Source organism: Isoptericola sp. S6320L, assembly GCF_023015685.1.
Classification (GTDB): domain Bacteria; phylum Actinomycetota; class Actinomycetes; order Actinomycetales; family Cellulomonadaceae; genus Isoptericola; species Isoptericola halotolerans_A.
The window spans coordinates 1-25328 of sequence record NZ_JALKAT010000036.1 but is presented as its reverse complement, the minus strand read 5'-3'; the positions used below and the strand labels follow the sequence as shown (position 1 = coordinate 25328).

The following is a 25328-nucleotide window of genomic DNA, read 5'->3' as shown; positions in this document are numbered from 1 at the left end:
TACTACTTCGAGGGTGCAGGTGCGTCGGCGCCGCGGAAGATCACCACGAGCAGGCGCATCACGAGGATGATCGCGAGGGGCGGGCGACCTGCGGGGACGGCGAGCGGCCGTTCGAGCTGGAGTTCCAGACTCCCCAGGATTTTGGGGTGCTCGCGTGCATCGAGCCTGCCCAGACGTCGATCGAGTGGGCGCTCCAGGAGAGTCTGTGCCCCGACTGGCAGACCATCCACGACGAGCTGGAGGTCGACGTCGACCCGGACGCCGTCCCCGACCTGCTCCGGACGCTCGGGTTGCCACCGGGCTGAACCGGCTACTCCCCGGCCTCGCAGGCGACGCCGTTGCCGTTGGGGTCCAGACCGTTGCGGTAGCCGGGCTGGCCCTGCTGGATCGGGGCCGCACCGGCGTCTCGCGCGCCGTTGCAGTCCCAGTACCACCACTGGCCGCCGCCCTGCTGCTGCTGTTGCTGTTGCTGAGCCTGCTGCTCCTGAGCCTGCTGCTCGGCGTCGGCGATCTGGTTCTCCCGGTTCGTGAGCTCGGCGTCGCGGTCCGCGATCGCCGTCTCGCGCTTCTGGAGGTCCTTCTCGAGGCTGTCGAGGGCGGAGGCGCGCTCCTCGAGCGCGGCGCGGTCGGCCTCGACCTGTTCCTGGGCGACCTCGGCCGCCTCGACCTCCCGGGTCGCGTCGGCGACCGCCTGCCGGGCGTCCGACGTCTGCACCATCGAGAACATGACGCCCAGGATGATCCCGAGCGCCAGGCAGGCCACGGCCACACCCGCGACCATCAGGGACGGTGGGCGCCGCCGGCGGGCCGGCCTCCCGGTGGCACCGTCGCCGGCACCCCGGGTCGGCGCGGGGCTGCCGGCCGGACGGCCGGGCGCGGGCGTGCCGAGGGGCGGCACCGGCGTCGTGGCGTGCTCGACCGGGTGCGGTCCTCCCGCGGGCGGGCCGGGCGGCGGCGCTGTGGGTGCGGCCGGGGCGGGCGCCGGTGGCTGTGCGGCGGGCCGAACGGCGGGTGCGGGTGCGGACGCCGGCGACGCCGTCGCGACCGGCGCGATCACGGTCGTCGCGCCGACGTCGTGCGTGGCGGAGGCGGCGGGGGCGAACGACGGAGCGGGTGCGGCCGCCGTCGGCTCCTCGATCCAGTACTCCCAGCCCGGCGGTGCCGGGGGCCAGGAAGGGTCGGGAGACCAGCCGGCGTCGGGCCGGAACCCGGGAGGGACCTGCCAGCCTGGAGGGGGGTTGAACCGCACGGACATGGGACTCCTTCGAGATCGCGCGGCCCCTACTATGGCGGACGCGACCGCCCGAGGTCCATGTCGGGGGCCACTGGTAGACCTGACACATGTTCCTGCTGAGCGACGGCGACGGCGCTGAGGTACCGCCGACGGGGGCCGCGGAGCCGCGGCTCGTGCACTCGGCGAGCGACCTCGTGGTCGCCGCGGAGTGCGAGCACGCGCTGCTGCGGCGCCTCGACGAGGTGCTCGGTCGTACGCCCGGACGACGGCGCGAGCGCGACGAGATGCTCGAACGCACGGCAGCGCTGGGTGAGTCGCACGAGCGGGCCGTGCTCGACGAGTTCGTCGACCGGTTCGGCTGGGCGTCGGGCGACGGCCCTGGTGGTGTGGTGGCGATCGCGCCGCCGGGCCACATGGAGCACGACGAGCTCGTCGCCGCGCACGCACGCACCCTCGCCGCCCTGGGGCGAGGCGCCGACGTCGTCTTCCAGGCGTCGTTCTTCGACGGCCGGTTCCACGGCCGGGCGGACTTCCTCGTGCGCGACGGCGGGCCCCGCTACGCGGTGTGGGACACCAAGCTGGCCCGGCGTGAGAAGGTCCGCGCCGTGCTGCAGCTCGCGGCCTACGCCGACCAGCTTCTCGCGGCCGGCGTCGACCCGACGCCGCACGCCCACCTGGTCCTGGGTACCGGGGAGGTCACGGACCACCTGCTCGCCGAGGTGCTGCCCGTGTTCCGGGCGCGTCGCGAACGGCTGCTCGAGGTGGTGGAACGGCACGTGGCCGCCGACGCCCCGGTCGAGTGGGACGCGCCGGGCCACACGGCCTGCCGTCGGCTGGGCCAGTGCCCGGACTGCGCGGCGGCGGCCGAGGCGCACTCCGACGTCCTGCTCGTCGCCGGGGTCTACGGGACGCAGCGTGCCCGGCTGGGGGAGGCCGGCATCACCACGATGGAGGCGCTCGCCGCGGCGACGTCGCCGCCGGACGGGATGAGCGCCGACCGGTTCGCCGGGCTCCGGTTCCAGGCCGGGCTGCAGCTCGGCAGCGAGTCCGGGCACGGGTCGGTGAAGATCGAGACCGACGACGGCCCCGACGAGCTGCGGTGGGCGTTGACCGACCCGCGCTCCGTCGAGCGACTGCCTCCGCCCAGCGAGGGCGACGTCTTCTTCGACTTCGAGGGCGACCCCCTGTGGACGCCGTCGGACGGCGCGGGTGCCCCGGCGGCGTCCGGCATCGACTACCTGTTCGGCTGGGTCACCCGGGACCTCGACGCCGAGGGTCAGCCGGCGTTCCACGCCCTGTGGGCGGACTCGCTGGCCGAGGAGGCCCGCGCGCTCGTCGAGTTCGTGGACGACATGGCCGAGCGTCGCCGCCGGTGGCCGGACATGCACATCTACCACTACGCCGCCTACGAGCGGACGCACCTGCTCTCGATCGCCGCGCGGCACGGCGTCTACGAGGAGGAGGTCGACGAGCTGCTGCGGGCCGGCGTGCTCGTGGACCTGTACGCCACGGTGCGGGCCGGCCTGCGGATCTCCCACCGCTCGCGCTCCATCAAGAAGCTCGAGCCGCTCTACATGGGCGACGAGGCGGCGCGCTCCGGGGTCACCGACGCGGCCACCTCCGTGGTGGAGTACGCGGAGTACTGCGACCTCGTCGCCGCGGGCGCCCGGGACGAGGCCGCCGCTCGGCGGGCGGAGATCCTCGACTACAACCGGTACGACTGCCTCTCGACCCTCCGGCTGCTCGAGTGGCTGCGCCGCGCGCACGACGACGTGGTGGGGCCGGTCCAGGTGCCGGTGGCGGCCCCGCTCGCTGTCCCGGAGGAGATCGCGGTCGACGACGCCCGTGCCGCCCGCGACCGGCTCGAGGCCGACGTCCGTGCCGCCGTCGAGCACGCGCACCCGCACGATCCCGGGGACGTCGCGGCCGTCCGGGCGCTCAACCTGCTCGGCGCGAGCGTCGGGTACCACCGGCGCGAGGGCAAGCCGTTCTGGCACGCGCACTTCGCGCGGCTCGAGCTGCCGCCCGACGAGTGGCCGGGCCGCCGGTCGGCATCGGTGGTGGCGGCGTGCCGGGTGCTGCGCGACTGGGAGGTCGAGCCCGGCCGCAGGACGCCGTCGCGCGTGCTCGAGCTGACCTGCCCGGCGGTCGAGGGCTCGGAGCTGCGGGTGGGCGTCGGCGCGTTCCTGCTGTACGAGGCGCCCGGGCCCGCCGCCGTCGGGGAGCTCGGGCCGCGCGCGGTGCGGGGCTGCCACGGCAGGGTCGAGATCACCGCGGTGCGCCGGGTGTCCGACGACGGCGGCGAGCGAGACGTCTTCACCGTGCGGGAGGCCGTGGGCCGCGGACACGAGCCGTACGCGGAGGCGCCGTCGGCGATCTCCGTCAACGGGTTCGTCCAGGCCAAGCCGCAGGAGGCTGCGACCGCGGAGGCGGCAGAAGTTGCCCTCGCGGCGTGGCAGGCCGGGGAGGCGGACGGCGTGGCGATGGCCGACCGGCTGCCGCCCGGCCCCATGACCGACCTGCTCCAGCGGCGGGTCCCGCGGGTCACCGGTGGCCTGCCGGTGCCGGCGCTCGCCGCTGACGGGGAGCCCGACGTCGTGGCGGCGGTCGAGGAGGCCGTGCGCCGGCTCGACCGGTCCTACCTCGCGGTGCAGGGGCCGCCCGGGACGGGCAAGACCTACCTGGCGTCGCACGTCATCGCGGCGCTGGTGCGCAGCGGCTGGCGCATCGGCGTGGTGGCGCAGTCGCACGCCGTGGTGGGCAACCTGCTGCGCGGGGTCCTCCGGGCGGGCGTGCCGGCCGAGCAGGTCGCCAAGAAGTCGTCGTCGGGGGACCCGGACGACGTGCCCTGGCAGGCGATGTCGCCGGAGCCGCTGGAGCGGTTCTCTGCGTCCGCCGGCGAGGCGGGAGACGGCTGCGTAGTCGGCGGGACGGCATGGGACTTCGCGCACGAGCGCTGGCCGGACTCCGGGCTGGACCTGCTGGTGATCGACGAGGCGGGCCAGTTCGCCGTCGCGAACACCGTCGCGGTGGCACGCGCCGCCTCACGGCTGCTGCTGCTCGGCGACCCGCAACAGCTCCCGCAGGTCACCCAGGGCACTCACCCCGACCCCGCCGTCGGGGGGTCGGCGCTCGGATGGCTCGCCGACGGGCACGAGACGCTCCCGGAGGGGCTCGGGTACTTCCTGCCGGCCTCGCGCCGGATGCACCCGGACCTGTGCGAAGGCGTCTCCGACCTGGCCTACGACGGCCGGCTGCACGCCCACGCCACCGCGCGCGGCCGATCCCTCGAGGGCATCGCGCCCGGGGTGCACGAGGTGCTCGTGGCCCACGAGGGTCGCGCGGTGGCCTCCCGGGAGGAGGCGGACGAGGTGGTGCGGCAGGTGCGCGCCGTCCTCGGGCGGAGCTGGGTCGAGGCCGCGGGCGGTGCGCAGCGGCAGCTCGGGCCGGCGGACGTCATCGTGGTCGCCGCCTACAACGCGCAGGTCTGGGTGGTGCGGCGCGCGCTGGAGGCCGCCGGCCTCGAGGACGTCCCCGTCGGCACGGTCGACAAGTTCCAGGGGCAGGAGGCGCCGGTGGCGATCCTGTCGATGGCGGCGTCGTCCCCGGAGGACGTGCCACGCGGCATGGGGTTCCTGCTGAGCCGGAACCGGGTCAACGTGGCCGTCTCGCGTGGGCAGTGGTGCGCGATCGTGGTCCGCTCACCACGGCTGACGGACTACCTGCCGACGTCCGTGCGGGATCTCGAACAGCTCGGCGCGTTCCTCCGCCTCCTCACGCCCAGGTAGTACGGCTGACGCCGAGGTAGTGGGTCACGCGCCGAGGTAGTGCGGCGCACGCCGAGATAGTGCGGCGCACGCCGAGGTAGTGCGGCTGCCGTTCAGATGTCGAACCCGCCGTCGAACCCGCCGCCGTCGCCTCCGAAGAGGCCGCCGCCATCGCCTCCGAAGAAGCCACCGAAGAGCCCTTCGTCACCGGCCGCCTCGGCACCACCCGCGTCCGCCCCGGCCTCGGTGTTACCGGGATCCGCGCCCTCGGCCCCGGCGTCGCCACCCTCGGCCCCGGCGTCGCCACCGGCCGCCGCATCCTCGGCGACAGGTGTCGTGGGGTCTCCGAACATCGGGCCGAACATCGCGTTCGCGACAGCGGAGCCGATGACGACGCCGGCCACCGTCCCGAGCAGGCTCGAACCGACCATCGCGCCGAACCCGGGCGCTCCCGCGCCGCCCTGCCCGCGGAAGGTCTTCTCGAGCGTGCCCGGGTGGCGCATCTCCGCGCGGGTCGCCATCCGGGCCAGGGCCTGCGGGTCGTCGGACGTGGCGCGCTCCGACGCCGGCACCGTCGCCCCGACCTCGGCCAGCACGCGCTGCCGCTGCTCCGGCGTGAGCTGCGAGAACGCTTCGGCGTGCGCCTGCTCGACGGCGTCCGGCGGGGCGGTGCGGAGCAGGTAGCGGTAGCGGTCGATCGCCACGTCGTCAGGGTGACGTTCGGTGGCCGGGCCCGACGCGGCCGGGCCGGACGGCGTCGTGCTGCGTGCCGTCGTCGGCCGCTGCTGGGAGGACCCGGCCTGGTAGGCCTGGGTGGGGGACTGGTAGCCCCGCGGGGTCCCGCCTCCGGTCATGCCGGGGATGTCGGGACGCTCGTCGCGTGACCTGCCGAGGAGTCGGTCGAGGAAGCCCATGTCGGTGGAACGACCGGTACGACGCCGGGGTTCCCGGCCGGGCGGACGGGCTCGGGCCTCGGCGGGGACGAGAAACGGCCCGCACCTGCTGCCGTGAGGCAACGGGTGCGGGCCGTTCGCACGAGGAGAGGGCCGCCGTCAGGCGACCGTCACACGCGAGATCAGACGGGGCGAACGTTCTCCGCCTGCGGGCCCTTCGGGCCCTGCGTGACGTCGAACTCGACCTTCTGCTCCTCCTCCAGCGAGCGGTAGCCCTGCGACTGGATCGCGGAGAAGTGAACGAACACGTCAGCGGTGCCGTCCTCGGGGGCGATGAAGCCGTAGCCCTTTTCGCTGTTGAACCACTTCACAGTTCCGGTGGCCATGGGGTACTCCTTCAAGAGTCGGCGACCCCGACTGTCGGGGGCGCTCATCACGGTGTTCGTCGTCAACTCTTGAAAGACCAAGGTCCGCCGACTGGCTGCGTCAATCCTGACGACACAACCTCGTCGACGCAGGACGGGTGACCGTCCCGGTACGAGCAACACACTGCAACAGGCTCAACCGTACGCGAGCGCGCGCCATCGCACCAGCACAAGACACAATGTTGTGCATGACTGTTCCCAGTATCACCCTGAACAACGGTGTCACGGTCCCGCAGGTCGGCCTCGGAGTCTTCCAGGTGCCCGACGACGGCACGCAGGCCAACGTGGAGCAGGCGCTGGAGCGGGGTTACCGCCACGTCGACACCGCCGCGGGTTACTACAACGAAGACGGTGTGGGTGCCGCCCTGCGGGCGTCCGGCCTCCCGCGCGAGGAGCTGTTCGTCACCACGAAGCTCCGCAACGGGGACCAGGGCTACGACTCGGCGCTGCGGGCGTTCGAGGACTCGCGGCGTGCGCTGGGGCTCGACGTCGTCGACCTCTACCTGATCCACTGGCCGGTGCCGAGCAAGGACCTCTACGTCGAGACCTGGAGGGCGTTCGAGAAGCTCCTGGCCGACGGCGCGGTGCGGGCCGTCGGTGTCTCGAACTTCCTGCCGGAGCACCTGGACCGCCTGGTCAGCGAGTCGGACGTCGTCCCCGCGGTGAACCAGATCGAGGTGCACCCCACCTTCCAGCAGCTCGACGTGCAGGCGGCGTGCCGCAAGCACGGGATCGCCGTCGAGGCCTACTCGCCGCTCGGCCGCGGCGCCGACCTGGAGGCCTCCGCGGTCCAGTCGACCGCCTCCGCGCTCGGCGTGACGCCTGCCCAGGTGGTGCTGCGCTGGCACGTCCAGCAGGGCACGATCGTCATCCCGAAGTCGCTCTCCGCCGAGCGTCAGGCCGCCAACATCGACGTGTTCTCGTTCGAGCTGAACGAGGAGCAGATGGCGGCCGTGTCGGGCCTCGACTCCGGGGTGGCCGGTCGCACCGGATCCGACCCGGCGACCGCGGACTTCACCCAGTTCCGCGCCTGAGCACGGGGGCCGACCGCCGTGGCCGGGCCCGACGATGTGAGGCACATAACAGGTTCGTCACGATCCATCGGATGTGGCGCATCTGACACATCGCCGTCACACAATCGGGTTAGGTTCAGCGCCACTACATGCGGCATTGAGTGGCCGTAGGGAAGTCCGACCCCGAAGGGGAAGCACATGAATCGACGCATGACGGCTGCCAAGGGCATCGCCTTTGCGGCAGTCCTCAGCCTGGGCCTGGCGGCCTGCAGCTCCGACACGGAGCCGGAGGGCGAGTCCACCGCCGACGAGATGTCCGACGAGGAGATGGCTGACGCCGAGCCCCTGACGATCGGCACGATCCTGCCGGTCACGGGCACCCTCGCGTTCCTCGGCCCGCCCGAGATCGCCGGCGTGGGCCTCGCCGTCGCCGACATCAACGAGGCGGGTGGCGTGCTCGGCAACGACGTCTCCGTCGAGTGGGGCGACTCCGGCGACACCACCGACCCGTCGGTGGCCAGCTCGACGGCGACCGACCTCATCAGCAACGGCGTCTCGGCCGTCATCGGTGCCGCATCCTCCGGCGTCTCCCTGTCGGTCGTCGACACGTTCGCCGAGGCCGAGGTCATGCAGATCTCGCCCGCCAACACGGCGGCCGACCTCTCCGGCTACGGCGACTTCTTCGCCCGCACCGCCCCGCCGGACACCGTCCAGGGCGCCGCCCTCGGTTCGCTGATCCTCGACGGCGGCCACATGGACGTCGCGATGCTCGTGCAGAACGAGGCCTACGGCACCGGCCTGCGCGACCACACCCAGTCGGCCATCGAGGCCGGCGGCGGCTCCGTCGTGTACGGCGCCACCGGTGGCGGCGAGGAGTTCCCTCCCGGTGAGACCAACTTCGGTGCCCAGGTGACGGCTGCGCTGGCCACCGAGCCGGACGCGATCGTCATCATCGCCTTCGAGGAGACCGTGGCGATCGTCAACGAGCTCGTGGCGCAGGGCTGGGAGTTCGACGGGACCACGTACTTCTGCGACGGCAACCTGTCCAACTACGGCGACCAGTTCGACGAGGGCACGCTGGCCGGTGTCCAGGGCACGCTGCCCGGCGCCCAGGCCGAGGACGACTTCAAGGAGCGCCTCACCACCTGGTACTCGGAGAACGAGGGCGGCGAGCTCGCCGACTTCTCCTACTCCGCAGAGTCGTACGACGCGACGATGCTCGCCGCGCTGGCCGCGGTCAAGGGCGGCGCGACGGACGGCCGGACCATCGCCGACAACATCCGTGCGGTCTCCGGGTCCGAGGGTGGCACGGAAGTGAGCTCCTTCGCCGACGCGGTCGCCGCACTCGAGGCCGGTGAAGAGATCAACTACCAGGGCATGTCCGGCACCGGCCCGCTGAACGAGGCGAACGACCCGTCGTCCGCGTTCATCGGCATCTACGAGTACGACGACTCGAACGAGTACTCCTTCGTCCGGGAGATCGAGGGCTCGATCGAGTGACGCTTCACGGCTGACCCCCGGGTCGGCGAGGTGCGACGGCGGCCCGGTCATCTACGCGATGACCGGGCCGCCGTCGTCGTCCCCCGAGGTAGCGTCCCGCTCGCCGAGGTAGTGCCCCGCTCGCCGAGGTAGTGCGGCCGCGCTGCGGTCGCGCCGTGGCGAGACGTCGCTCCGACCGCACCCCCAGGTTGCACCGTCCACCTCAGGGTCCGACGGCGGTACGCCGGTGGGCCGTGTCGCGCGAGCCTCGCCGCATGAGCGAAGAGATCCACACCGCAGCGATCCGGCGGATCACCCGGATCTTGGCCACGATGAGAGCCCCGGGCTCGCCGGTGCGTGCGATGCACTCGGCGGACCGGGCAGAGGCACCGGCGCCGCCCCCTGCTCTGGACATCACGCACACCGACGGCGAGGCGTTGTCGAGGCACGTCGCACAGGGGCGGATCGAGCGCCTGGGGCGCTCGCTCTACATCGAGAGTTGCGACGCCACGGCAGGTGGCGACCACGAGCAGTACGAGCAGTCGATCATGCGGGAGGTCCGGCGCGTCCTGGCGCACGGTGGCGGGTCAGCATGGTTCTCCCACTCGACCGCCGCGCTGCTTCACGGCGCCTGGACGTACCGGGTGCCGCGACTGGTGCATGTCACCCACGCGGTGAACCCGCACGTCGACAGCGACGAGGCGTCGATCGTCCGACGGCACCACACGAGCCTGCCGCAGCGAGACCGCGACCGGGTGAGCGGCGTCCCGGTGACGACGAAGGAGCGCACACTGGTCGATTGCGTCCGTACCCTCCCGACGGCGGCCGCCCTGGTGGTCTGCGACTCGCTGTTCCGGTGCGGGGCGGACCCTCGCCAGGTCGACCTGCTCATGTCCACTTCCAAGGGAAAGCGCGGCATCGTCCAGGCGCGGCGCATCCTCGAGCTGTGCGACCCCCGAGCAGGGTCACCCGGGGAGTCGGTCGCGCGGCTTGCCGCCGTCGATGCCGGCCTCCCGCGGCCGGAGTGCCAGATCGAAGCGCCGACCAGGTCGGGGACCTACTACGTGGATCTCGGTTGGGAGGACCTGAAGGTCGCGGTGGAGTTCGACGGCGACGTCAAGTACAGCGGCGGTGAGTACGGCGATCCGGAGGCAGCGCGGCGGGCCGAGCTGGCGCGCCAGCGGGCGCTGGAGCAGGAGGGCTGGATCGTGATCCGCGTCCGTTGGGAGGACCTGGCAGACCTCGACGAGCTGGGAGCGCGCGTGCGCGCGGCCTACTGGGCTGCGCTGAGGCGCCGTCGGGCAGCGTGAGGCCGACTACGTCGGCGGATGGCCGACTACCTCGCCGGTGCACGTACTACCTCGGCGGTGCCCGCACTACCTCGGCGGGCGAATGCCTACCGGGGAACGCCGAACCGCGCAGAACGCACGCGCGGGTGCGCCGTCGTCGGGCCGCGGAACGACGACGGCGGACGCCCCGGTGTCCCGGGACGTCCGCCGTCGCGCCGCACTACCTCGGCGCGGCCGCTACTACCTCGGCGTGGCCGCTACTACCTCGGCGGGGTCGGGGTGTCGGCGGCCGGGGCCTCCGACTCCGACTCCGGCTCCGCTTCCGACACCGGCACGGCCTGGGCCTCGGCTTCGGCCTCCGCGGCGTCGGCAGCGACCGCGGCGTCGTCCACGTCCTCGGCGAGCGTGCCGAGGTACAGGGAGATGACCTTGGGGTCCGCCTGCAGCTCGCGGCCGGTGCCGGTGTACGCGTCCTTGCCCTGGTCGAGCACGTAACCGCGGTCGCAGATCTGCAGGCAGCGGCGGGCGTTCTGCTCCACCATGATCACCGAGACGCCGGCCTTGTTGATCATCCGGGTGCGCAGGAACGTCTCGTCCTGGCGGACGGGCGACAGGCCTGCGGACGGCTCGTCGAGCAGCAGCACCGACGGGTTCATCATGAGCGCGCGGGCCATGGCGACCATCTGCCGCTCACCGCCGGACATGGCGCCCGCGCGCTGCGAGCGCCGGTCGTGCAGCACGGGGAAGAGGTCCCCGATGAACGACCAGCGCTCGTCGAAGATCTTCGGCCTGAGGTACGTCCCCATCCGCATGTTCTCCTCGACCGTGAGCGAGGGGAACACGTTGTTGTTCTGCGGGACGAACCCGACGCCGTTGGCGACGAGCTGGTTCGCCTTCATCCCGGTGATGTCCTTGCCCTCCAGCGTCACCGTGCCGGAGTACACCTTCACCAGGCCGAAGAGGGCCTTCAGCAGCGTCGACTTGCCGGCGCCGTTGGGGCCGATGATGCCGACGAGCTCGCCCTTGGCGACCTCGAGCGAGCAGCCGTCGAGGATGTTGACGCCGGGGATGTAGCCGGCGACGAGGTTGTCGGCGTGCAGGAGCAGGTCCTTCTGGGGCACGCCGGCAGCCGACATCTTCTCGCCGGGAGCCGTGGTGGTGGCGCTCATCGCTTCTCCTCCTCTGCCTCGAGCCGGGCCAGGACCTCGGGGTCCAGCAGGGCGTCGTCCCCGAGGTCGGTGTCGTGGTGGGCGCCGAGGTAGGCGTCCACCACGGCCTGGTCCTTCATCACGCTGCCGGGCGGCCCCTCGGCCACGATGCGGCCCTCGGCCATGACGACGACCCAGTCCGAGATGTGGCGCACCGCGTGCATGTCGTGCTCCACGAAGAGCACGGTCATGCCTTCGTCGCGCAACGCCTGGACGTGTCCCAGGAGCGACTGCACGAGCGCCGGGTTCACGCCGGCCATGGGCTCGTCGAGCATGATGATCGTCGGGTCGGTCATCAGCGCGCGAGCCATCTCGAGCAGCTTGCGCTGACCGCCCGACAGGGAGCCCGCGTAGTCGGCGGCCTTGGTGTCGAGCTTGAACCGGGCGAGGATCTCCATCGCCTTGGCGGTGGTCTCGGCCTCGTGCTTCTTCCACAGGAACGGCAGCCAGGAGAGCGCGAGCTTCTCGCCGGGGTTCGACGGCGAGGCCAGCAGCATGTTCTGCAGCACCGTCAGGCGCGACAGCGCCTTGGTCAGCTGGAACGTGCGGACCATGCCGGCCTTCGCCACGGCAGCGCCGCTCTTGCCGCTGAGCGACTTGCCCTGGAAGCTCCACTCGCCGGTGTTGGGGCGGTCGAACCCGGTGAGCAGGTTGAACAGCGTGGTCTTGCCGGCGCCGTTGGGCCCGATGAGGGCCGTGATGACGCCCTCCTGGACCTCGAGGTGGTCGACGTCGACGGCGGTCATGCCGCCGAACTTCCGGGTGACGTGGTCGGCCACCACGAGGGGGTTCGGCTTGGCCGCGCCGGGGACGTGCTCGACGGAGCGCAGCACCTCGGCTGCAGCTGTCGTGGTGTCGTCAACGGACATTGAACGCCAGCTCCTTCTTGTTCCCGAGGATGCCCTGTGGTCGGAAGATGACCAGCAGCATCAGGGTCACACCGACGAGCATGCCGCCGATCTGCTCGACGTTGGTGGTCGTGATGACGTCACCGACGCCGGTGTTCTCGGCCAGCGCCCGCATGCCGGTGCGCATGAACATGTAGGCCGCGAAGAAGATCATCGATCCGAGCACGGGCCCGAACACGGTGGCCGCGCCACCCAGCAGCAGGATCGTCCAGACGAAGAACGTCATGGTGCGACCCATCGAGTCGGGCACGATCGCCGCGGGCAGCGCGAAGATCACGCCACCGAGCGCGCCGATGGCACCACCGATGACCAGTGCCTGCAGCTTGTAGGAGTAGACGTTCTTGCCGAGCGCGCGCACGGCGTCCTCGTCCTCGCGGATGCCCTTGAGCACGCGGCCCCACGGGCTGCGGGTGATGAGCCAGACGAACACGAGCACGAGGGCGACGAGGCCCCAGGCCACGATGCGCGTCCACCAGGAGTCGGAACCGGTGTTGATGTACTCCAGCGGGCCCAGGGCGAACCTGCCCTCAGGAAGGAACGAGAGCTCCTGGAACGGTTCCTTGTAGTAGCGACCCTGGAGGCCGGACGCGCCGCCCGTCCACTCCTGCCACAGGGTGGAGCGGCCGAACCAGCGGACGATCTCCGCGGCGGAGATGGTCACGATGGCCAGATAGTCGCCGCGGAGCTGCAGCGTCGGCATACCGAGGATGAGGGCGAACAGCACGCCGGCCGCGATCGCGACCAGCAGTGCCAGCCAGAACGAACCACCCGTGGTGAGGGTGATGCCGAACCCGTAGGCGCCGAGCAGCATGAAGCCTGCCTGGCCCATGTTGAGCAGACCCGTGTACCCGAAGTGCAGGTTGAGGCCGATGGCGGCCATCGCGTAGGCCGCGGTCGTCGGGGCGAGCAGCTCGCCCATCGACTGCGTGAGGATGCGGAGGAATTCTTCCATGATGCGTCTCCCTTCAGCCGATCCGCTCGCGGCGGCCGAGAATGCCCTGCGGCCTGAACAGGAGCACGAGAATGAGGATCACCAGCGCGGAGGCGTACCGCAGGTCGCTGGGGATGAACAGGTTCGACAGCTCGACCACCTGTCCGATGAGCAGCGACCCGACGAACGCGCCGAGCGCGGTGCCGAGTCCGCCGAGGGTGACCGCGGCGAACATGAGCAGCAGGAGCTGGACGCCGAGCTGCCAGTTGAAGGAGCCGAAGGACACGCCCCACATCAGGCCCGCCAGCGCGGCGAAACCGGTCGCCATGATCCACACGATGCGGATGATCCTGTCGGGGTCGATCCCGGTGGCCGAGGCCAGGGCGGGGTTGTCCGACACGGCGCGCGTCGCCCGACCGATGCGGGTGCGGGTGAGGAACCACGCGATGCCGAGGACGCACACGAGCGCGACGACCATCGACAGCCAGGACGCGGTGCTGAGCGTGATGCCGGCGATCGTCAGCGGCTGCGGGTTCCGGGAGAGGATCCGCTCGGAGCCGCCGCCGATCATCAGCTGGATGACGTACTGCAGCGTGATCGAGAGCCCGATGGAGACGATCATCAGCTGCATCACCGGCACGTTGCGCTTGCGCAGCGGGCGCCAGATCGCGGAGTCCTGCGCGAGGCCGGTCAGCGCGCAGACCGCCAGGGTCAGGAGCCCGCCGACCCAGATCGACATACCCATCTGGTTGATGGTGATGAAGCCGACCGCGGCACCGAGCGCGAACTGCTCGCCGTGCGCGAAGTTCGACAGCCCGGTCGTGCCGAACACGAGGTTCAGCCCGATGGAGGCGAGCGCGAGGAGCAGCCCGAACCGGAGCCCGGAGCCGATCTGCTGCCACACCTGCGCGAAGGTGAGCGCCCGTTCGGACGCGTCGCCCTCGGGCGCTGCCGCCACTCCGTCGCCGTCGTCGGTGGTGGTCGAGTCCGCGGGGGCGCCGTCGGACGCCTCGCCCGACGGGGTGGCCGGCGCCTCGGCGCCGGGCCCGACCCGGAACGCGGCGCGAGCGGTGCCGCCGGACTGCGCGGTGACGGTCACCTCGGTCTCGGCGCCCTCCGGGAGCTGCTGGTCGTCGGGCAGCGTGGCCGGGTCGATGCTGACCGTGTACTGACCGACCTCGGGGGCGGCGACGGTCGCGGGACCGTCGGCGTTGGTGGTCAGGTCCGCGGTGAATCCGGCTCCGGCGACGGTGATCGCCACGTCGCTGATGCGGTCGTTGTCCGCGTTCAGCACCAGGACGGCTATGCAGGCTGTCTCGTTGTCGGGTTCGCAGGGTGGCTCGTCGGTGCTCGCCGTCGCTGGTGGTGCGACGAGCATCGCCGGCAGGAGCACGAGCGCGATCGCCGCGAGCAGGCGGCTCCATCGGCTCGTGGTGGTGGGTCGGTCCGCTGTCATCGGACGGGGTCCTCCGTCGGGTCATGGTCAGATGCCCCGGGTCACCCCGGGACCGGCCGCACCGACCTCGACCATGTAGGCATGCTGAAGCCCCCATTGACCGGCGAGCGGTACGAACGTGCGGGAAGTGTAACGGCGCACTGTGACGTGGACGACACCCCCGTGTCACACGCGCATCACGCGAACGGGCGATATCGGGGCAACGTGCGGGTCTGGCGGTGCAACGGGCGGAAACCGTTGCAGAGACGTGACCATCGTCCGGCCCGGGCCGGACGGCGGAGGCCCAGCCCCGCTGTCCGCGCCGCGCCGTAGGCTGGCCGGGTGCCCGACGACGCCACCGCCGCCCAGACCGAGCCCGCCGCCCCCGAGAACCTCGTCCGTCCCGCCGTGAGCGCACCGGTCGCCGACCGCCGTCCGGCGGAGCGCACGCACCACGGCCACACGTTCGTCGACGAGTACGAGTGGCTGCGCGCCAAGGACGACCCGGAGGTGATCACCCACCTGGAGGCCGAGAACGCCTGGACGCAGGCGCAGCTCGCGCACCTGGCGCCCCTGCGCGACCGGGTCTTCCAGGAGATCAAGGACCGCACCCTGGAGTCGGACCTGTCGGTGCCGGTCCGCCAGGGCGGCCACTGGTACTACGTGCGCACCGTCGAGGGCAGGCAGTACCCCCTGAACGCCCGCGTGCCGGTCTCCGGGCCGGAGGACTGGACCCCGCCGGCGCTCACGCCGGGCGAGGTGCCCGCCGGCGAGCAGCTCCTCCTGGACCAGAACGCGGAGGCCGAGGGCCACGACTTCTTCTCGCTCGGCTCCTTCGCGGTCTCCGGGGACGGGACGCGCCTGGCGTACGCCGTGGACACGACGGGCGACGAGCGCTACACCGTGCGGGTGCGGGACCTGGTGACCGGCGCGGACCTGCCGGACACGATCGAGCAGACGTTCCCCGGCGCGGTCATCAGCCCGGACGGGCGCTACGTCTTCTACCCGACCGTCGACGACGCGTGGCGGCCGTACCGGATCTGGCGGCACGAGGTCGGCTCCCCGGCGAGCGACGACGTCATGGTCTTCTCCGAGCCCGACGAACGCTTCTGGGTCGGCGTCGGGCTCTCGCGCGACGACCGGTTCCTGCAGATCGAGCTGGGCTCCAAGAACACGAGCGAGTCCTGGATCCTCGAGGCGGACGACCCGACGGGGGAGTTCCGGGTCGTGTGGGAGCGCCGCGAGGGCGTCGAGTACACGGTCGAGGCCGCCGTGCTGCCGGGTCGAGGCCCGGCGCTGCTGATCCTGCACAACGAGCGGGCGCAGAACTTCGAGCTGGTCGCCGCGGACGTGCCCGCACCGGGTGCCAGGCCGGCGGACCCGGCGGCAGGTGCCGTCGTCGTGCCCCACGACCCGGACGTGCGCCTCGAGTCCGTGGACGCGTTCGCGACGCACGTGGTGCTGGGCGTGCGCCGCGACGCCACGCCGCGGGTCGCCGTCGTCGCGCTCGACGGGCTCGTGCCGGGCGTCCCGTGGACCGCTCGCGAGCTCGAGTTCGACGAGCCGCTGCACTCCGCGGCGCTGGGCGCCAACCCCGAGTTCGCGACGCCGGCGCTGCGCGTGCACGGCACGTCGTTCGTCACGCCGGCCACGGTCTACGACGTCGACCTGGCCACCGGCGAGCGGGTGGTGCGCAAGCGGCAGGAGGTCCTCGGCGGCTACGACCCGGGCGACTACGCCCAGAGCCGCGAGTGGGCCACGGCCGAGGACGGCACCCGCGTGCCGATCTCGCTCGTGTGGAAGCGGGACGCCGTCACGCTGGACGCCGCGGGCACCGGGGCGGACCCGGCCCCGCTGCTGCTCTACGGCTACGGCGCCTACGAGATCAGCATGGACCCGTACTTCAGCGTGCCCCGCCTGTCGCTGCTCGACCGCGGTGTCGTGTTCGCCGTCGCGCACGTGCGAGGCGGCGGCGAGATGGGGCGCGCCTGGTACGAGGGCGGCCGGCTGGACCGCAAGCGCAACACGTTCACCGACTTCGTGGCGTGCGCGAAGCACCTGGTCGGCACGGGGTGGACCACGCCGGAGCGCATGGTGGCCGACGGCGGCAGCGCCGGCGGGCTCCTCATGGGCGCGGTGGCGAACCTGGCGCCGGAGATGTTCGCGGGCGTGCTCGCCGGGGTGCCGTTCGTCGACGCGCTCACCTCGATCCTCGACCCGTCGCTGCCGCTGACGGTCGTGGAGTGGGAGGAGTGGGGCAACCCGCTCGCCGACCCGGAGGTGTACGCGTACATGCGCTCGTACTCGCCGTACGAGAACGTGCCCGACGACGCCTCGCACTACCCGCGGATCCTGGCGGTCACGTCGTTGCACGACACGCGCGTGCTGTACGTCGAGCCGGCCAAGTGGGTGGCGCGCCTGCGGGCGGCCGGGGCGCCCGCGCTGCTCAAGATCGAGATGTCCGCGGGCCACGGCGGGGTGTCGGGGCGCTACGCCCGCTGGGAGGAGATCGCGTTCGAGCACGCCTGGACGCTGGAGACGCTGGGGCTCGCCGACCACGTCTGACCGACCGAGCCGTTCGAGCGCCAGGTTCGAGCACTCGAACCACAGGTGAACATCAGGTGAACTCTCACCGAACAGTTCACCTGGAAGCCACCTGACGGACCGAATCGGACGAGCGCGGGCCCCACCATGGGACCCGTGACCGAGACGCTCCTCCTCGTGCTCGTCGTCGTGACCGCTCTGGCCTTCGACTTCACGAATGGTTTCCATGACACCGGCAACGCGATGGCCACCTCCATCGCGACCCGCGCGCTCAAGCCCAAGGTGGCCGTGCTGCTGTCCGCCGTGCTCAACATGGCGGGCGCGTTCCTGTCCCTGGCGGTCGCCGCGACGATCGCCAAGGGCCTGGTGGACGCCGGCGCGATCAGCCTCGAGGTGGTGTTCGCCGGACTCGTGGGCGGCATCGTCTGGAACCTGCTCACCTGGTTGCTCGGGTTGCCGTCGAGCTCGTCGCACGCGCTCGTCGGCGGCGTGATCGGCTCCGTCCTGGCCGCCGCAGGCACCGCCGGCGTCCTCTGGTCGGGCGTGCTGTCCAAGGTCCTCCTGCCCGCGCTGCTGGCACCGGTCATCGCGATCGGCGTCGCCTCGGTGGGGACCTTCCTCGTGGCCCGGTTGACCCGCGGCGTCTCGCAGGACGTCACCTCGCGCGGCTTCCGCTGGGGCCAGGTCGGCTCGGCCTCGCTCGTCTCGCTCGCGCACGGCACCAACGACGCGCAGAAGTCGATGGGCATCATCCTGCTGGCTCTCATCACCGCGGGTGCCGTTCCCGCGGACTCCAGCGTGCCGTTCTGGGTGATCATCTCCTGCGCGTTCTTCATGGCGCTGGGCACCTACCTGGGCGGCTGGCGGATCATCCGCACCCTCGGCAAGGGCCTCGTCGAGATCGACAGCCGCCAGGGCATGGCCGCGGAGACGTCGTCGGCCGCGGTGATCCTGCTCTCGAGCCACTTCGGCTTCTCGTTGTCCACCACCCACGTGGCCACCGGGTCGATCCTGGGCTCCGGCGTCGGCATGCCCGGCGCGAAGGTGCGCTGGGGCGTCGCCGGCCGGATGCTCGCCGCCTGGGGCCTGACGCTGCCGGCCGCCGGCATCGTCGGCGCCGTCTGCTACTGGATCCAGCACGTCATCGGCGGGTTCTTCGGCACGTTCCTGGTCTTCGCGCTCCTGGTCGGCACCTCGATCGCCATCTGGGTGGCCTCCCGGCGCAAGCCCGTCGACCACAGCAACGTCAACGAGGAGTGGGACGAGGCCAAGGGCGCCCGACTGCGCACCTCGGTGGCGACCACGGGCGAGGTCGGCGAGCCGCAGGTCGGCCCCGTCGTCGAGGAGCGCCTCGCCTCGGCCATGACCCCGGTGATCTCGGCGACGACCCCGGGCGGTCCGGGCACCAGCGGCAAGGGAGAGCAGTGATGAACGGTCTCGTCGAGTGGAGCGCCCTCGGCCAGGTGGTCGTGGCGGGCCTCCTCATCGGGGCGGGAATCCCCGCACTCTTCGCGCTCGGCCTGCGTCTCGTGGCCGGGACGTCGGAGACGCCGGAAGCCCCGGAGCGCAGCAGCGGCACGCCCCGTGAGACCAAGGGTCCGGTCGTCATCGCGCGGCCGTCGCCGGCCCGGCTCGTGGGCGCCCTGCTCTGCTTCGGCACGGTCGTGGGCGCCGTGGGCGCCGGCCTGGTCTTCCTCGCCGCGGGCGGCCACAGCTAGCAGCGCCTGACCGGCCGACGGCGCCTCGTCGGCCAGGTCCCCGCCACGACGCGCCGAGGCGTGGGACGTGGGCCGACGGCGTGCTCGCGTCCGTCTATGATCCTGCGCGTCAGGCCGCAGGCCTCGCCGATGGTGCATGCGCCAGGAGCCGGGTCCGACGCCGTCGACCGAGCTGCGCGTGGGACCAGGTTCTTCCGGTGGGTCGGCGACCTGCCTGCACGACCGCGCGCACCCAGGGGGACGCCCGTCACGGGGCCGACATCGGAATCGACCTTCTGGAAGGATCTCCATGCGCGCACTTCTCCGGCTCGCCGCCACCTCGGTGGCGGCCGCGTCTCTCCTGCTCGGCACCCTGGTGGCCCCGGCTGCCGCGGCCGGCTCGCCGATCGACGTCACCTCGGTGTCGGTCAAGCCCAGCTACGACGGCGCCGCCATCTCCGCGAAGACCAAGTACTACCAGTTCACCACCAGGGCGAGGGTCGGCACCCTCACGGGCTGGGCCGACATCTACGGTGACGTCTACCGGGGCAGCAAGAAGGTCGCCTCGAAGGTGGACCTCGGCTACGCCTACTCCGGCGGCAAGAGCCTCACGGGCTACATCAAGGCGAAGTCGTCCTGGGGCCGCGGCACGTTCCAGGTGAAGAACGTCCGCGTCGTGTACGAGGGTGAGACCTATCGCGACACCAGCGTCTCGGGCGGCAAGTTCACGATGAAGTCCGCGATCGCCGGCAAGCTCAAGTACGGCCACGTCATCCAGGTCAGGGCCGACGGCAAGCGCAAGACCGTCAAGGTCGGGGTCAAGCAGTACACGGCCACGAAGGCCTGGGAGCCCTACGCCGGCAAGAAGGTCAAGATCCAGTACAAGGCCAACGGCACCTGGAAGACGAAGAAGATCGTCCGGCTGAAGTCGAACGGTCAGGTGACCTACCAGTTCTCCTCCGGCAAGCGCTACAAGTACCGCGTCCTCGTGCCGCCGAGCAGCACGGTGGTCGGCGGCCGAACGGTGGGGACGCCGCGCCTCTGAGCCCGGCCACCTGACGCCGGACACGCCCGGCGAGCGGGCCCGGGGCAGGAGCGCACCGTCGCACCTGCCCCGGGCCCGCGCGCTCGTCCGGGGCGTCAGCCGCGGAGCTCGGCCTTCGCGGCCAGCACCCGCCCGACGGCGGCGTCCACCGTCGCGGCGAACTCCCGGTCCTCCTCGGCCCGGGCCACCAGCGCCTCGGCCATCGCGGGCACGACCGTCGGGTCGGCGGAGGCCAGGATCAGGTCCGCTCCGGCGTCGACCGCCTCCACCGCTCGCTCGGCGGGGGCCAGGTTCTCCACCGCCGCGGCCGCCGAGACGTCGTCGGTGACGACGACGCCGTCGAATCCCAGCTCGTCGCGCAGCAGATCCACGACCGCGGGCGAGAACGTCGCCGGGTTCTCCGGGTCGATCCGGGTGTACACGGCGTTCGAGAGCATGACGAACCGGGCTCCGGCGTCGATCCCCTCGGCGAACACCTCGACCGAGGCCGAGTCCGCGGTCACCGTGTCGTCGGTGACGCGCTCGGTGGTGTCCGTGTTCTGGCTGACGTACCCCAGCCCGGGGAAGTGCTTGATCACGGGCTCCACGCCGGAGGCCTGCATACCGGCGGAGAACGCGGTCGCCGAGCGCACCACGGAGCGCGCGGTGTTGCCGTAGTTGCGCGAGAAGTAGCCGATCGGGGCGTTGGCCGACTGGTTGTCCGCCGGCACCAGGTCCATCACGGGCGCCAGGTTGAGGTTGATGCCCGCGTCCGCGAGCTCGGCGCCCCACGCGGTCGCCTCGTCCTCGAGCCGGTCGGGATCCCACGTCGCCTGCTCCGTCGCGGGCGGAAGCTCCGAGAATCCCGGCCCGCGCAGCACCTGCACCGATCCGCCCTCCTGATCGGTCGCGACGAGCATCGGCGTCGCGTCGGCGTCGCGTGCCAGGCCGGTCGCCGACTCCACGAGGGCGCGCGCCGCCTCGACGCCCGCCCCGCTGCGGCCGTGCAGGAACACGTTGCCCACGTGGTGCTCCTCGATGGCCGTCCGCGTCGCGTCGCCCACCGTCGCCGCCTCGGCGGGGGTCCCCACCATGAGCAGCTGGCCCACCTTGCGCTCCAGGCTCCACCCGGCCGCAGGATCCTCCGCGTCCGGGGTGCCGCCGTCGGGCACCGTGGTGGGTTCCGTGCCGGGCGACGGCCGCGCACCCGGGGTGCCCGACGGCGAGGGGCCGGCCGCGCTGCCCGTCGCGGGTCGCTCGGGGGCGGGCGTCGGCGCGGGCTGGCTCCCCGGGCTGCTGCAGGCGGTGACGGCCGCGCAGGTGAGCGCGACGAGCGTGACGGTCCGGCGCCGGATCACGGTCCCGAGGTCGGCGCGGAGTCCCGGTGCGCGAGCGTGGACAGGGCCTCCCGCCAGTGCTGCTCGGAGCGGTGGGCGTGGTCGGCGGTGTCGATGTTGTGCTGCTCCACCGTGACCTGGGTGCCGCCGTCGTCGGCCACGAGCGTGATGCGGACCTCGTGGTAGCTCTCGGGGACGTCGGGGAGCTCGCTCAGCGGCGAGTAGTGCGTGAAGTGCAGCAGGTGCGGGCGCTCAGCGGCGATGACCTGGCCCTTGTCGGCGAACGGGCGGCCGAAGAAGTGCCCCTCGAAGGTGATGGGGCTGCCGGGCCGGAAGTCCGTCTCGATGTTGGCGCCGAGGACCCAGCGGGCCCCGGGGTGCATCAGCTCGTTCCAGACCCGTTCCGGCGGCTCGGCGACGTGGGTCGTGGCGGTGGCGGTGAACCCGGTGGTGTGCTCGGTGGTCATGGCGGCTCCTGGACTGGTCATGCGGGCGGGCCGCCCCGTCGCGGCCTGTCAGCACGACGGTAACGCGAGCCTCGCGACCCGGCCGAATCGGCACTGGCCTCCACTCGCGCTGATCAGTCACCGGGCGAGGGCGTCGGCGACGGCGGCGACGAACGCGTCGACCGCCTCGGGCGGCGTGTCCCACGAGCACATCCAGCGGACCTCGACGCGATCGGGCGTCTCGCCCGGGGCCCAGTCGTAGAACCGTGCCTGCTCGCGCACCCGGTCCGCCGCCGCCCTGGGGAGCGTCGCGAACACGGCGTTCGCCTCGACGGGCCGCGTGATGCGCACGCCGCCGACGGCGGCACCCCCCTCGGGCGCGGCACCCGCCCCGGCCGCACCGATCTCGGCAGGTGCCGGGGCGAGCACCCCCGCCGACTCCAGGCCGGCCCGCAGCCGCGCGGCCATCGCGTTGGCGTGCACCGCGTTGCGCCACCACAGCGGCTCGGCGGCGGCGCCCGCTACTGCGCCCGCGGGACCGGCGCCCGCCCCCGTACCCACAGGACCGGCGCCCGCCCCGGCAGGTCCCGGCGTCACCGGCGCGGCCGCCGCCCCGCCCCCCACGGGCGCTCCCGGCTCCCCGAGCAGCGCGAGCAGCTGTGCCGAGACGAACCGCGTCTTGGACGCCAGCTGCATCGTCGACTTGCGCAGGAACGGGACCGCAGCGGCCGCGCGCTCGCGCAACGCTCCGCCGTCGTACCCGGAGCCGGGCACCACGGGCGCGTCCTGCGGCGCGAGCACCACGACGGCCTCGCCGATCATGCCGCCGATCTTGGCGGCACCGAGCGAGACGACGTCGACGCCGAGGTCGGTGGTGAGCGCGCGCAGGGAGCAGCCGAGCGCGGCGGCGGCGTTGGCGAGCCGCGACCCGTCGACGTGCACGGCCATGCCGAGCCCGTGCGCGGTGTCCACGAGCGCCCGCAGCGCCTCGACGGGGTAAACCGTCCCGAGCTCGGTGGACTGCGTCAGGGACAGCACGCCGGGGTGGGCGCGGTGCACGTCGTGGCGCTGCCCGGCCCACCGTTCCACGTGGAACGGCTCGATCCGCCCGTCGACGGAGGGGCAGGGCAGCATCTTGAGCCCGCCGACCCGCTCGGGCGCGCCGTTCTCGTCGGTGTTGACGTGCGCGACGTCGGAGGTGACCACGCCGCCCCAGCGCTCGGACAGCGCCATGAGGGAGACGACGTTGGCGCCCGTGCCGTTGATCAGCGGGTACGCGAGCGCGCCGGGCCCGAACACCTCGGCGACGCGGGCGTCGAGCCGGGCGGTCCACGGGTCGTCACCGTAGGCGACGGCGAACCCGTCGTTGGCGGCGGCCACCGCGGCGAGGACCTCGGGATGGGTGCCGGCGTAGTTGTCGGAGGCGAACGGGGGGAGGCTGGTCACCCGCTCAGCGTAGGCACCGGCGTCCGTCCGCCGGGACGCCGCCCGGGTGACGTGTCGAGATCCACAGTGCGGCCGGAACGGCAAGGAGGGCCTGAGCGTCTTAACCTCAAGGGCGGGTGTCGACATGCCCGTCGCGCCGGGTCCTGCCCCAGGAGCCGGCGAATCGTCGTCGTTCCGGCGCACTGCGCGGCCGGATGTCTGGAGCTCGAGTGTCTGGAAACGCCACCACCAGGTTCGCCAACGTCGCGCTGTTGTCCGTGACGAGCCGGCTGCCGTCGCGGGTCACGACCTCGGCCGACGTGCAGGAGCGCCTGGCGCCCGCCCTGTCGCGCCTCAAGCTCCCGACCAGCCTGCTCGAGCGGGTCGCGGGGGTCGAGGCCCGGCGCAACTGGGGCCCGGGCGAGGACGCGAACACCGCGACGGTGGCGGCCGGGATCGAGGCGCTCGGCAGCGCGGGCGTGGAGCCGGACGACGTCGGCCTGCTCATCAACACGTCCGTGACGCGCAAGCACCTGGAGCCGTCGGTGGCGGTCGGGCTGCACCACGGGTTGGGGCTGCCGAGCTCGGCGGTCAACTTCGACGTCGCGAACGCCTGCCTGGGCTTCATCAACGGCATGAGCATCGCCGCGGGGATGATCGAGTCGGGGCAGGTGCGGTACGCGATGGTGGTGGCGGGCGAGGACGCCGACGACATCCAGGACGTGACGGTCGAGCGGCTGCTGCGGGACGACGTCGGGCGCGAGGACTTCATGGCCGAGTTCGCGTCGCTGACCCTCGGCTCGGGCTCCGCGGCGGCGGTGCTGGGCCGGGCCGACGAGCACCCGGAGGGCCACCGCGTGCTGGGCGGCGTGACCCGTGCCGCGACGCAGCACCACCTGCTGTGCGTGGGCAGCACGGAGGGGATGTTCACCGACGCCCAGGGGCTGCTCGAGGGTGGCCTGGAGCTGGTGGTCGACGCCTGGAAGGACGCGACGGCGGACTGGAGCTGGGGCGGGATGGACCGCTACATCACCCACCAGGTCTCGCGCGTGCACACCAACGCGATCGTGGAGGCCGTGGGCCTGGACCGGTCGGCGGTGCCGACCACGTTCGGCCACCTGGGCAACGTGGGGCCGGCGTCCGTGCCGCTCACGCTGGTCGAGCAGCAGGACTCGCTCTCCGCGGGCGACCGCGTGCTGCTGATGGGTGTCGGCTCGGGCATCAACACGGCGATGATGGAGCTTGCGTGGTGAGCTCGGGCGCCGGCACCGTCCCGCCGGGCCTGCCCGGCCTCGATCCACGGTTCAGCCACGTGCTGCGCGTGCCCGACGGCGGCACCCCGGCGGGCGTTCCGGCGTCCGACGGCGGTGGTCCGGCCGCGCGCGGGCCGGTGACCGAGTGGCACTACCTGGACAACGGGCCGGAGCTGGCCGCACGGGGGATCGAGCCGGTGGGCACGGTGCTGGCCGTGCACGGCAACCCGACGTGGTCCTACCTGTGGCGCGACCTGCTGAACCTCGCGACCGAGACGGCCGTCACGGAGGCCGCGGCGACGGGGGAGCGTCCCGGCGGCGTGCCGGACGCGTGGCGGGTCGTCGCCGTCGACCAGCTCGAGATGGGGCTGTCGGCCCGCAGCGGGCGGGCGCGGTCGCTGCCGGAGCGGGTGGCGGACCTGGGCGCCTTCACCGACGCGCTCGGCCTGGACGGCCCGGTGGTCACGCTCGGGCACGACTGGGGCGGCGTGGTCTCCCTCGGCTGGGCCGTGGACCACCCCGACCTGCTGGCCGGTGTCGCGCTGCTCAACACGGCGGTGCACCAGCCCGACGGCGTGCCGATCCCGGCGGCGTTGCGGCTCGCGCTGGCGCCGCCCGTGCACCGGCTGGGGACCAGCACCACGCGGGCGTTCCTCGAGACCACCCTCGCGCTGGCCCACCCGCGCCTGCCCGCGGACGTGGCGGGCGCCTACCGGCTGCCGTACCGGGCTGCTGCCGACCGCGGGGGGATCGAGGGGTTCGTCGCGGACATCCCGGCGACGGCGGAGCACCCGAGCCGGCCGGAGCTCGACCGCATCGCGGCGGGCGTCGCCGCGCTGCAGGTGCCGGTGCTGCTGCTGTGGGGGCCGCGCGACCCGATCTTCTCCGACCGCTACCTCGACGACCTAGTCGGCCGGCTGCCGCACGCCCGCGTGCACCGGTTCGAGGGCGCCGGGCACCTGGTCGCGGAGGACGTCGACTACGCGGGGCCGGTGCTGGGCTGGTTGGGTTCGGTGCGGT

The 25328-nt window shown here is 72.6% G+C and carries 21 protein-coding genes; 11 read left to right on the top strand and 10 right to left on the bottom strand.

The genetic code is table 11. The annotated features are described in order from the left end of the window. Positions 1-146: 146 nt before the first annotated feature. Complete coding sequence (locus MWU57_RS15495; RefSeq protein WP_246910376.1) at positions 147-305, top strand: hypothetical protein; 159 nt, start codon at positions 147-149, stop codon at positions 303-305. A 5-nt stretch (positions 306-310) separates the two neighbouring features. Here the strand turns inward: MWU57_RS15495 and MWU57_RS15490 are convergent, their stop codons facing one another. Beyond that, on the bottom strand, positions 311-1255 hold the full coding sequence (locus MWU57_RS15490) for an excalibur calcium-binding domain-containing protein (protein ID WP_246910374.1): 945 nt from the start codon (positions 1253-1255) through the stop codon (positions 311-313). Between the two features lie 86 nt (positions 1256-1341). Between MWU57_RS15490 and MWU57_RS15485 the strand changes: the two genes are divergently transcribed. After that, complete coding sequence (locus tag MWU57_RS15485) at positions 1342-5022, top strand: TM0106 family RecB-like putative nuclease (RefSeq protein WP_246910372.1); 3681 nt, start codon at positions 1342-1344, stop codon at positions 5020-5022. Between the two features lie 92 nt (positions 5023-5114). On the opposite strand, the gene MWU57_RS15480 is transcribed toward MWU57_RS15485, so the two are convergent. Beyond that, complete coding sequence (locus tag MWU57_RS15480; protein ID WP_246910370.1) at positions 5115-5855, bottom strand: hypothetical protein; 741 nt, start codon at positions 5853-5855, stop codon at positions 5115-5117. A 221-nt stretch (positions 5856-6076) separates the two neighbouring features. After that, positions 6077-6280 (bottom strand): cold-shock protein, encoded by a 204-nt coding sequence (locus MWU57_RS15475; RefSeq protein ID WP_106265512.1) that lies wholly within the window; start codon positions 6278-6280, stop codon positions 6077-6079. A gap of 227 nt (positions 6281-6507) precedes the next feature. On the opposite strand from MWU57_RS15475, the gene MWU57_RS15470 reads away from it, so the two are divergent. The 3 genes from MWU57_RS15470 to MWU57_RS15460 all read left to right on the top strand — a co-directional run bounded on the left by MWU57_RS15470 (position 6508) and on the right by MWU57_RS15460 (position 10121). Next, positions 6508-7353 (top strand): aldo/keto reductase, encoded by an 846-nt coding sequence (locus MWU57_RS15470; RefSeq protein WP_246910367.1) that lies wholly within the window; start codon positions 6508-6510, stop codon positions 7351-7353. Positions 7354-7530: 177 nt separating this feature from the next. Beyond that, entirely contained in the window at positions 7531-8832 is a 1302-nt protein-coding gene (locus MWU57_RS15465) for an ABC transporter substrate-binding protein (protein ID WP_106265508.1), read from the top strand. 254 nt (positions 8833-9086) lie between these two features. Next, the gene (locus MWU57_RS15460; RefSeq protein ID WP_246910365.1) at positions 9087-10121 is read left to right on the top strand and encodes a hypothetical protein; all 1035 of its coding nucleotides are present in this window, start codon (positions 9087-9089) and stop codon (positions 10119-10121) included. 239 nt (positions 10122-10360) lie between these two features. On the opposite strand, the gene MWU57_RS15455 is transcribed toward MWU57_RS15460, so the two are convergent. From MWU57_RS15455 to MWU57_RS15440, 4 genes are read right to left on the bottom strand one after another with little or no spacing between them, the layout of a single operon-like run. Continuing rightward, positions 10361-11236 carry an ABC transporter ATP-binding protein gene (locus tag MWU57_RS15455; protein WP_374108570.1) on the bottom strand — a complete coding sequence of 292 codons (876 nt, stop codon included), beginning with the start codon at positions 11234-11236 and terminating at the stop codon, positions 10361-10363. A gap of 29 nt (positions 11237-11265) precedes the next feature. Next, positions 11266-12177 (bottom strand): ABC transporter ATP-binding protein, encoded by a 912-nt coding sequence (locus tag MWU57_RS15450; protein ID WP_246910361.1) that lies wholly within the window; start codon positions 12175-12177, stop codon positions 11266-11268. Next, entirely contained in the window at positions 12167-13168 is a 1002-nt protein-coding gene (locus tag MWU57_RS15445; protein ID WP_106265501.1) for a branched-chain amino acid ABC transporter permease, read from the bottom strand. Before MWU57_RS15445 ends, MWU57_RS15450 begins: the two co-directional genes overlap by 11 nt. A 13-nt stretch (positions 13169-13181) precedes the next feature. Beyond that, positions 13182-14603: a branched-chain amino acid ABC transporter permease gene (locus tag MWU57_RS15440; RefSeq protein WP_246910359.1), complete on the bottom strand. Its 1422-nt coding sequence runs from the start codon at positions 14601-14603 to the stop codon at positions 13182-13184. A 387-nt stretch (positions 14604-14990) separates the two neighbouring features. Between MWU57_RS15440 and MWU57_RS15435 the strand changes: the two genes are divergently transcribed. The 4 genes from MWU57_RS15435 to MWU57_RS15420 all read left to right on the top strand — a co-directional run bounded on the left by MWU57_RS15435 (position 14991) and on the right by MWU57_RS15420 (position 19868). After that, on the top strand, positions 14991-17147 hold the full coding sequence (locus MWU57_RS15435; RefSeq protein ID WP_246910405.1) for a S9 family peptidase: 2157 nt from the start codon (positions 14991-14993) through the stop codon (positions 17145-17147). 126 nt (positions 17148-17273) lie between these two features. Further along, on the top strand, positions 17274-18554 hold the full coding sequence (locus MWU57_RS15430; protein ID WP_106265495.1) for an inorganic phosphate transporter: 1281 nt from the start codon (positions 17274-17276) through the stop codon (positions 18552-18554). Beyond that, complete coding sequence (locus MWU57_RS15425; RefSeq protein ID WP_246910357.1) at positions 18554-18844, top strand: hypothetical protein; 291 nt, start codon at positions 18554-18556, stop codon at positions 18842-18844. The genes MWU57_RS15430 and MWU57_RS15425 overlap by 1 nt, the downstream gene beginning before the upstream one ends. A 289-nt stretch (positions 18845-19133) precedes the next feature. Continuing rightward, entirely contained in the window at positions 19134-19868 is a 735-nt protein-coding gene (locus tag MWU57_RS15420; RefSeq protein WP_106265491.1) for a hypothetical protein, read from the top strand. A 95-nt stretch (positions 19869-19963) separates the two neighbouring features. On the opposite strand, the gene MWU57_RS15415 is transcribed toward MWU57_RS15420, so the two are convergent. From MWU57_RS15415 to MWU57_RS15405, 3 genes are all read right to left on the bottom strand, one after another. Beyond that, complete coding sequence (locus MWU57_RS15415) at positions 19964-21205, bottom strand: glycoside hydrolase family 3 N-terminal domain-containing protein (protein ID WP_246910355.1); 1242 nt, start codon at positions 21203-21205, stop codon at positions 19964-19966. Continuing rightward, positions 21202-21651, bottom strand: a complete 450-nt coding sequence (locus MWU57_RS15410) for an SRPBCC domain-containing protein (protein WP_246910352.1) — start codon at positions 21649-21651, stop codon at positions 21202-21204. The genes MWU57_RS15415 and MWU57_RS15410 overlap by 4 nt, the downstream gene beginning before the upstream one ends. 117 nt (positions 21652-21768) lie before the next feature. Continuing rightward, positions 21769-23076 carry a low specificity L-threonine aldolase gene (locus tag MWU57_RS15405; RefSeq protein ID WP_246910349.1) on the bottom strand — a complete coding sequence of 436 codons (1308 nt, stop codon included), beginning with the start codon at positions 23074-23076 and terminating at the stop codon, positions 21769-21771. Positions 23077-23270: 194 nt separating this feature from the next. On the opposite strand from MWU57_RS15405, the gene MWU57_RS15400 reads away from it, so the two are divergent. Further along, entirely contained in the window at positions 23271-24308 is a 1038-nt protein-coding gene (locus MWU57_RS15400; protein ID WP_106265936.1) for a 3-oxoacyl-ACP synthase III, read from the top strand. Further along, positions 24302-25328 (top strand): alpha/beta fold hydrolase (locus MWU57_RS15395; RefSeq protein ID WP_246910345.1); only part of this gene is annotated, 1027 nt, incomplete at its 3' end. The genes MWU57_RS15400 and MWU57_RS15395, both read left to right, overlap by 7 nt.

Bases quoted from the DNA above. Each gene is read 5' to 3' on its own strand.
- MWU57_RS15460 (WP_246910365.1), top strand. From the start codon at position 9,087: ATGAGCGAAGAGATCCACACCGCAGCGATCCGGCGGATCACCCGGATC.
- MWU57_RS15440 (WP_246910359.1), bottom strand. From the start codon at position 14,603: ATGACAGCGGACCGACCCACCACCACGAGCCGATGGAGCCGCCTGCTC.
- MWU57_RS15410 (WP_246910352.1), bottom strand. From the start codon at position 21,651: ATGACCACCGAGCACACCACCGGGTTCACCGCCACCGCCACGACCCAC.
- MWU57_RS15430 (WP_106265495.1), top strand. From the start codon at position 17,274: ATGGGACCCGTGACCGAGACGCTCCTCCTCGTGCTCGTCGTCGTGACC.
- MWU57_RS15425 (WP_246910357.1), top strand. From the start codon at position 18,554: ATGAACGGTCTCGTCGAGTGGAGCGCCCTCGGCCAGGTGGTCGTGGCG.
- MWU57_RS15490 (WP_246910374.1), bottom strand. From the start codon at position 1,255: ATGTCCGTGCGGTTCAACCCCCCTCCAGGCTGGCAGGTCCCTCCCGGG.
- MWU57_RS15455 (WP_374108570.1), bottom strand. From the start codon at position 11,236: ATGTCGGCTGCCGGCGTGCCCCAGAAGGACCTGCTCCTGCACGCCGAC.
- MWU57_RS15465 (WP_106265508.1), top strand. From the start codon at position 7,531: ATGAATCGACGCATGACGGCTGCCAAGGGCATCGCCTTTGCGGCAGTC.
- MWU57_RS15480 (WP_246910370.1), bottom strand. From the start codon at position 5,855: ATGACCGGAGGCGGGACCCCGCGGGGCTACCAGTCCCCCACCCAGGCC.
- MWU57_RS15475 (WP_106265512.1), bottom strand. From the start codon at position 6,280: ATGGCCACCGGAACTGTGAAGTGGTTCAACAGCGAAAAGGGCTACGGC.
- MWU57_RS15445 (WP_106265501.1), bottom strand. From the start codon at position 13,168: ATGGAAGAATTCCTCCGCATCCTCACGCAGTCGATGGGCGAGCTGCTC.
- MWU57_RS15485 (WP_246910372.1), top strand. From the start codon at position 1,342: ATGTTCCTGCTGAGCGACGGCGACGGCGCTGAGGTACCGCCGACGGGG.
- MWU57_RS15450 (WP_246910361.1), bottom strand. From the start codon at position 12,177: ATGTCCGTTGACGACACCACGACAGCTGCAGCCGAGGTGCTGCGCTCC.
- MWU57_RS15400 (WP_106265936.1), top strand. From the start codon at position 23,271: ATGTCTGGAGCTCGAGTGTCTGGAAACGCCACCACCAGGTTCGCCAAC.
- MWU57_RS15420 (WP_106265491.1), top strand. From the start codon at position 19,134: ATGCGCGCACTTCTCCGGCTCGCCGCCACCTCGGTGGCGGCCGCGTCT.
- MWU57_RS15470 (WP_246910367.1), top strand. From the start codon at position 6,508: ATGACTGTTCCCAGTATCACCCTGAACAACGGTGTCACGGTCCCGCAG.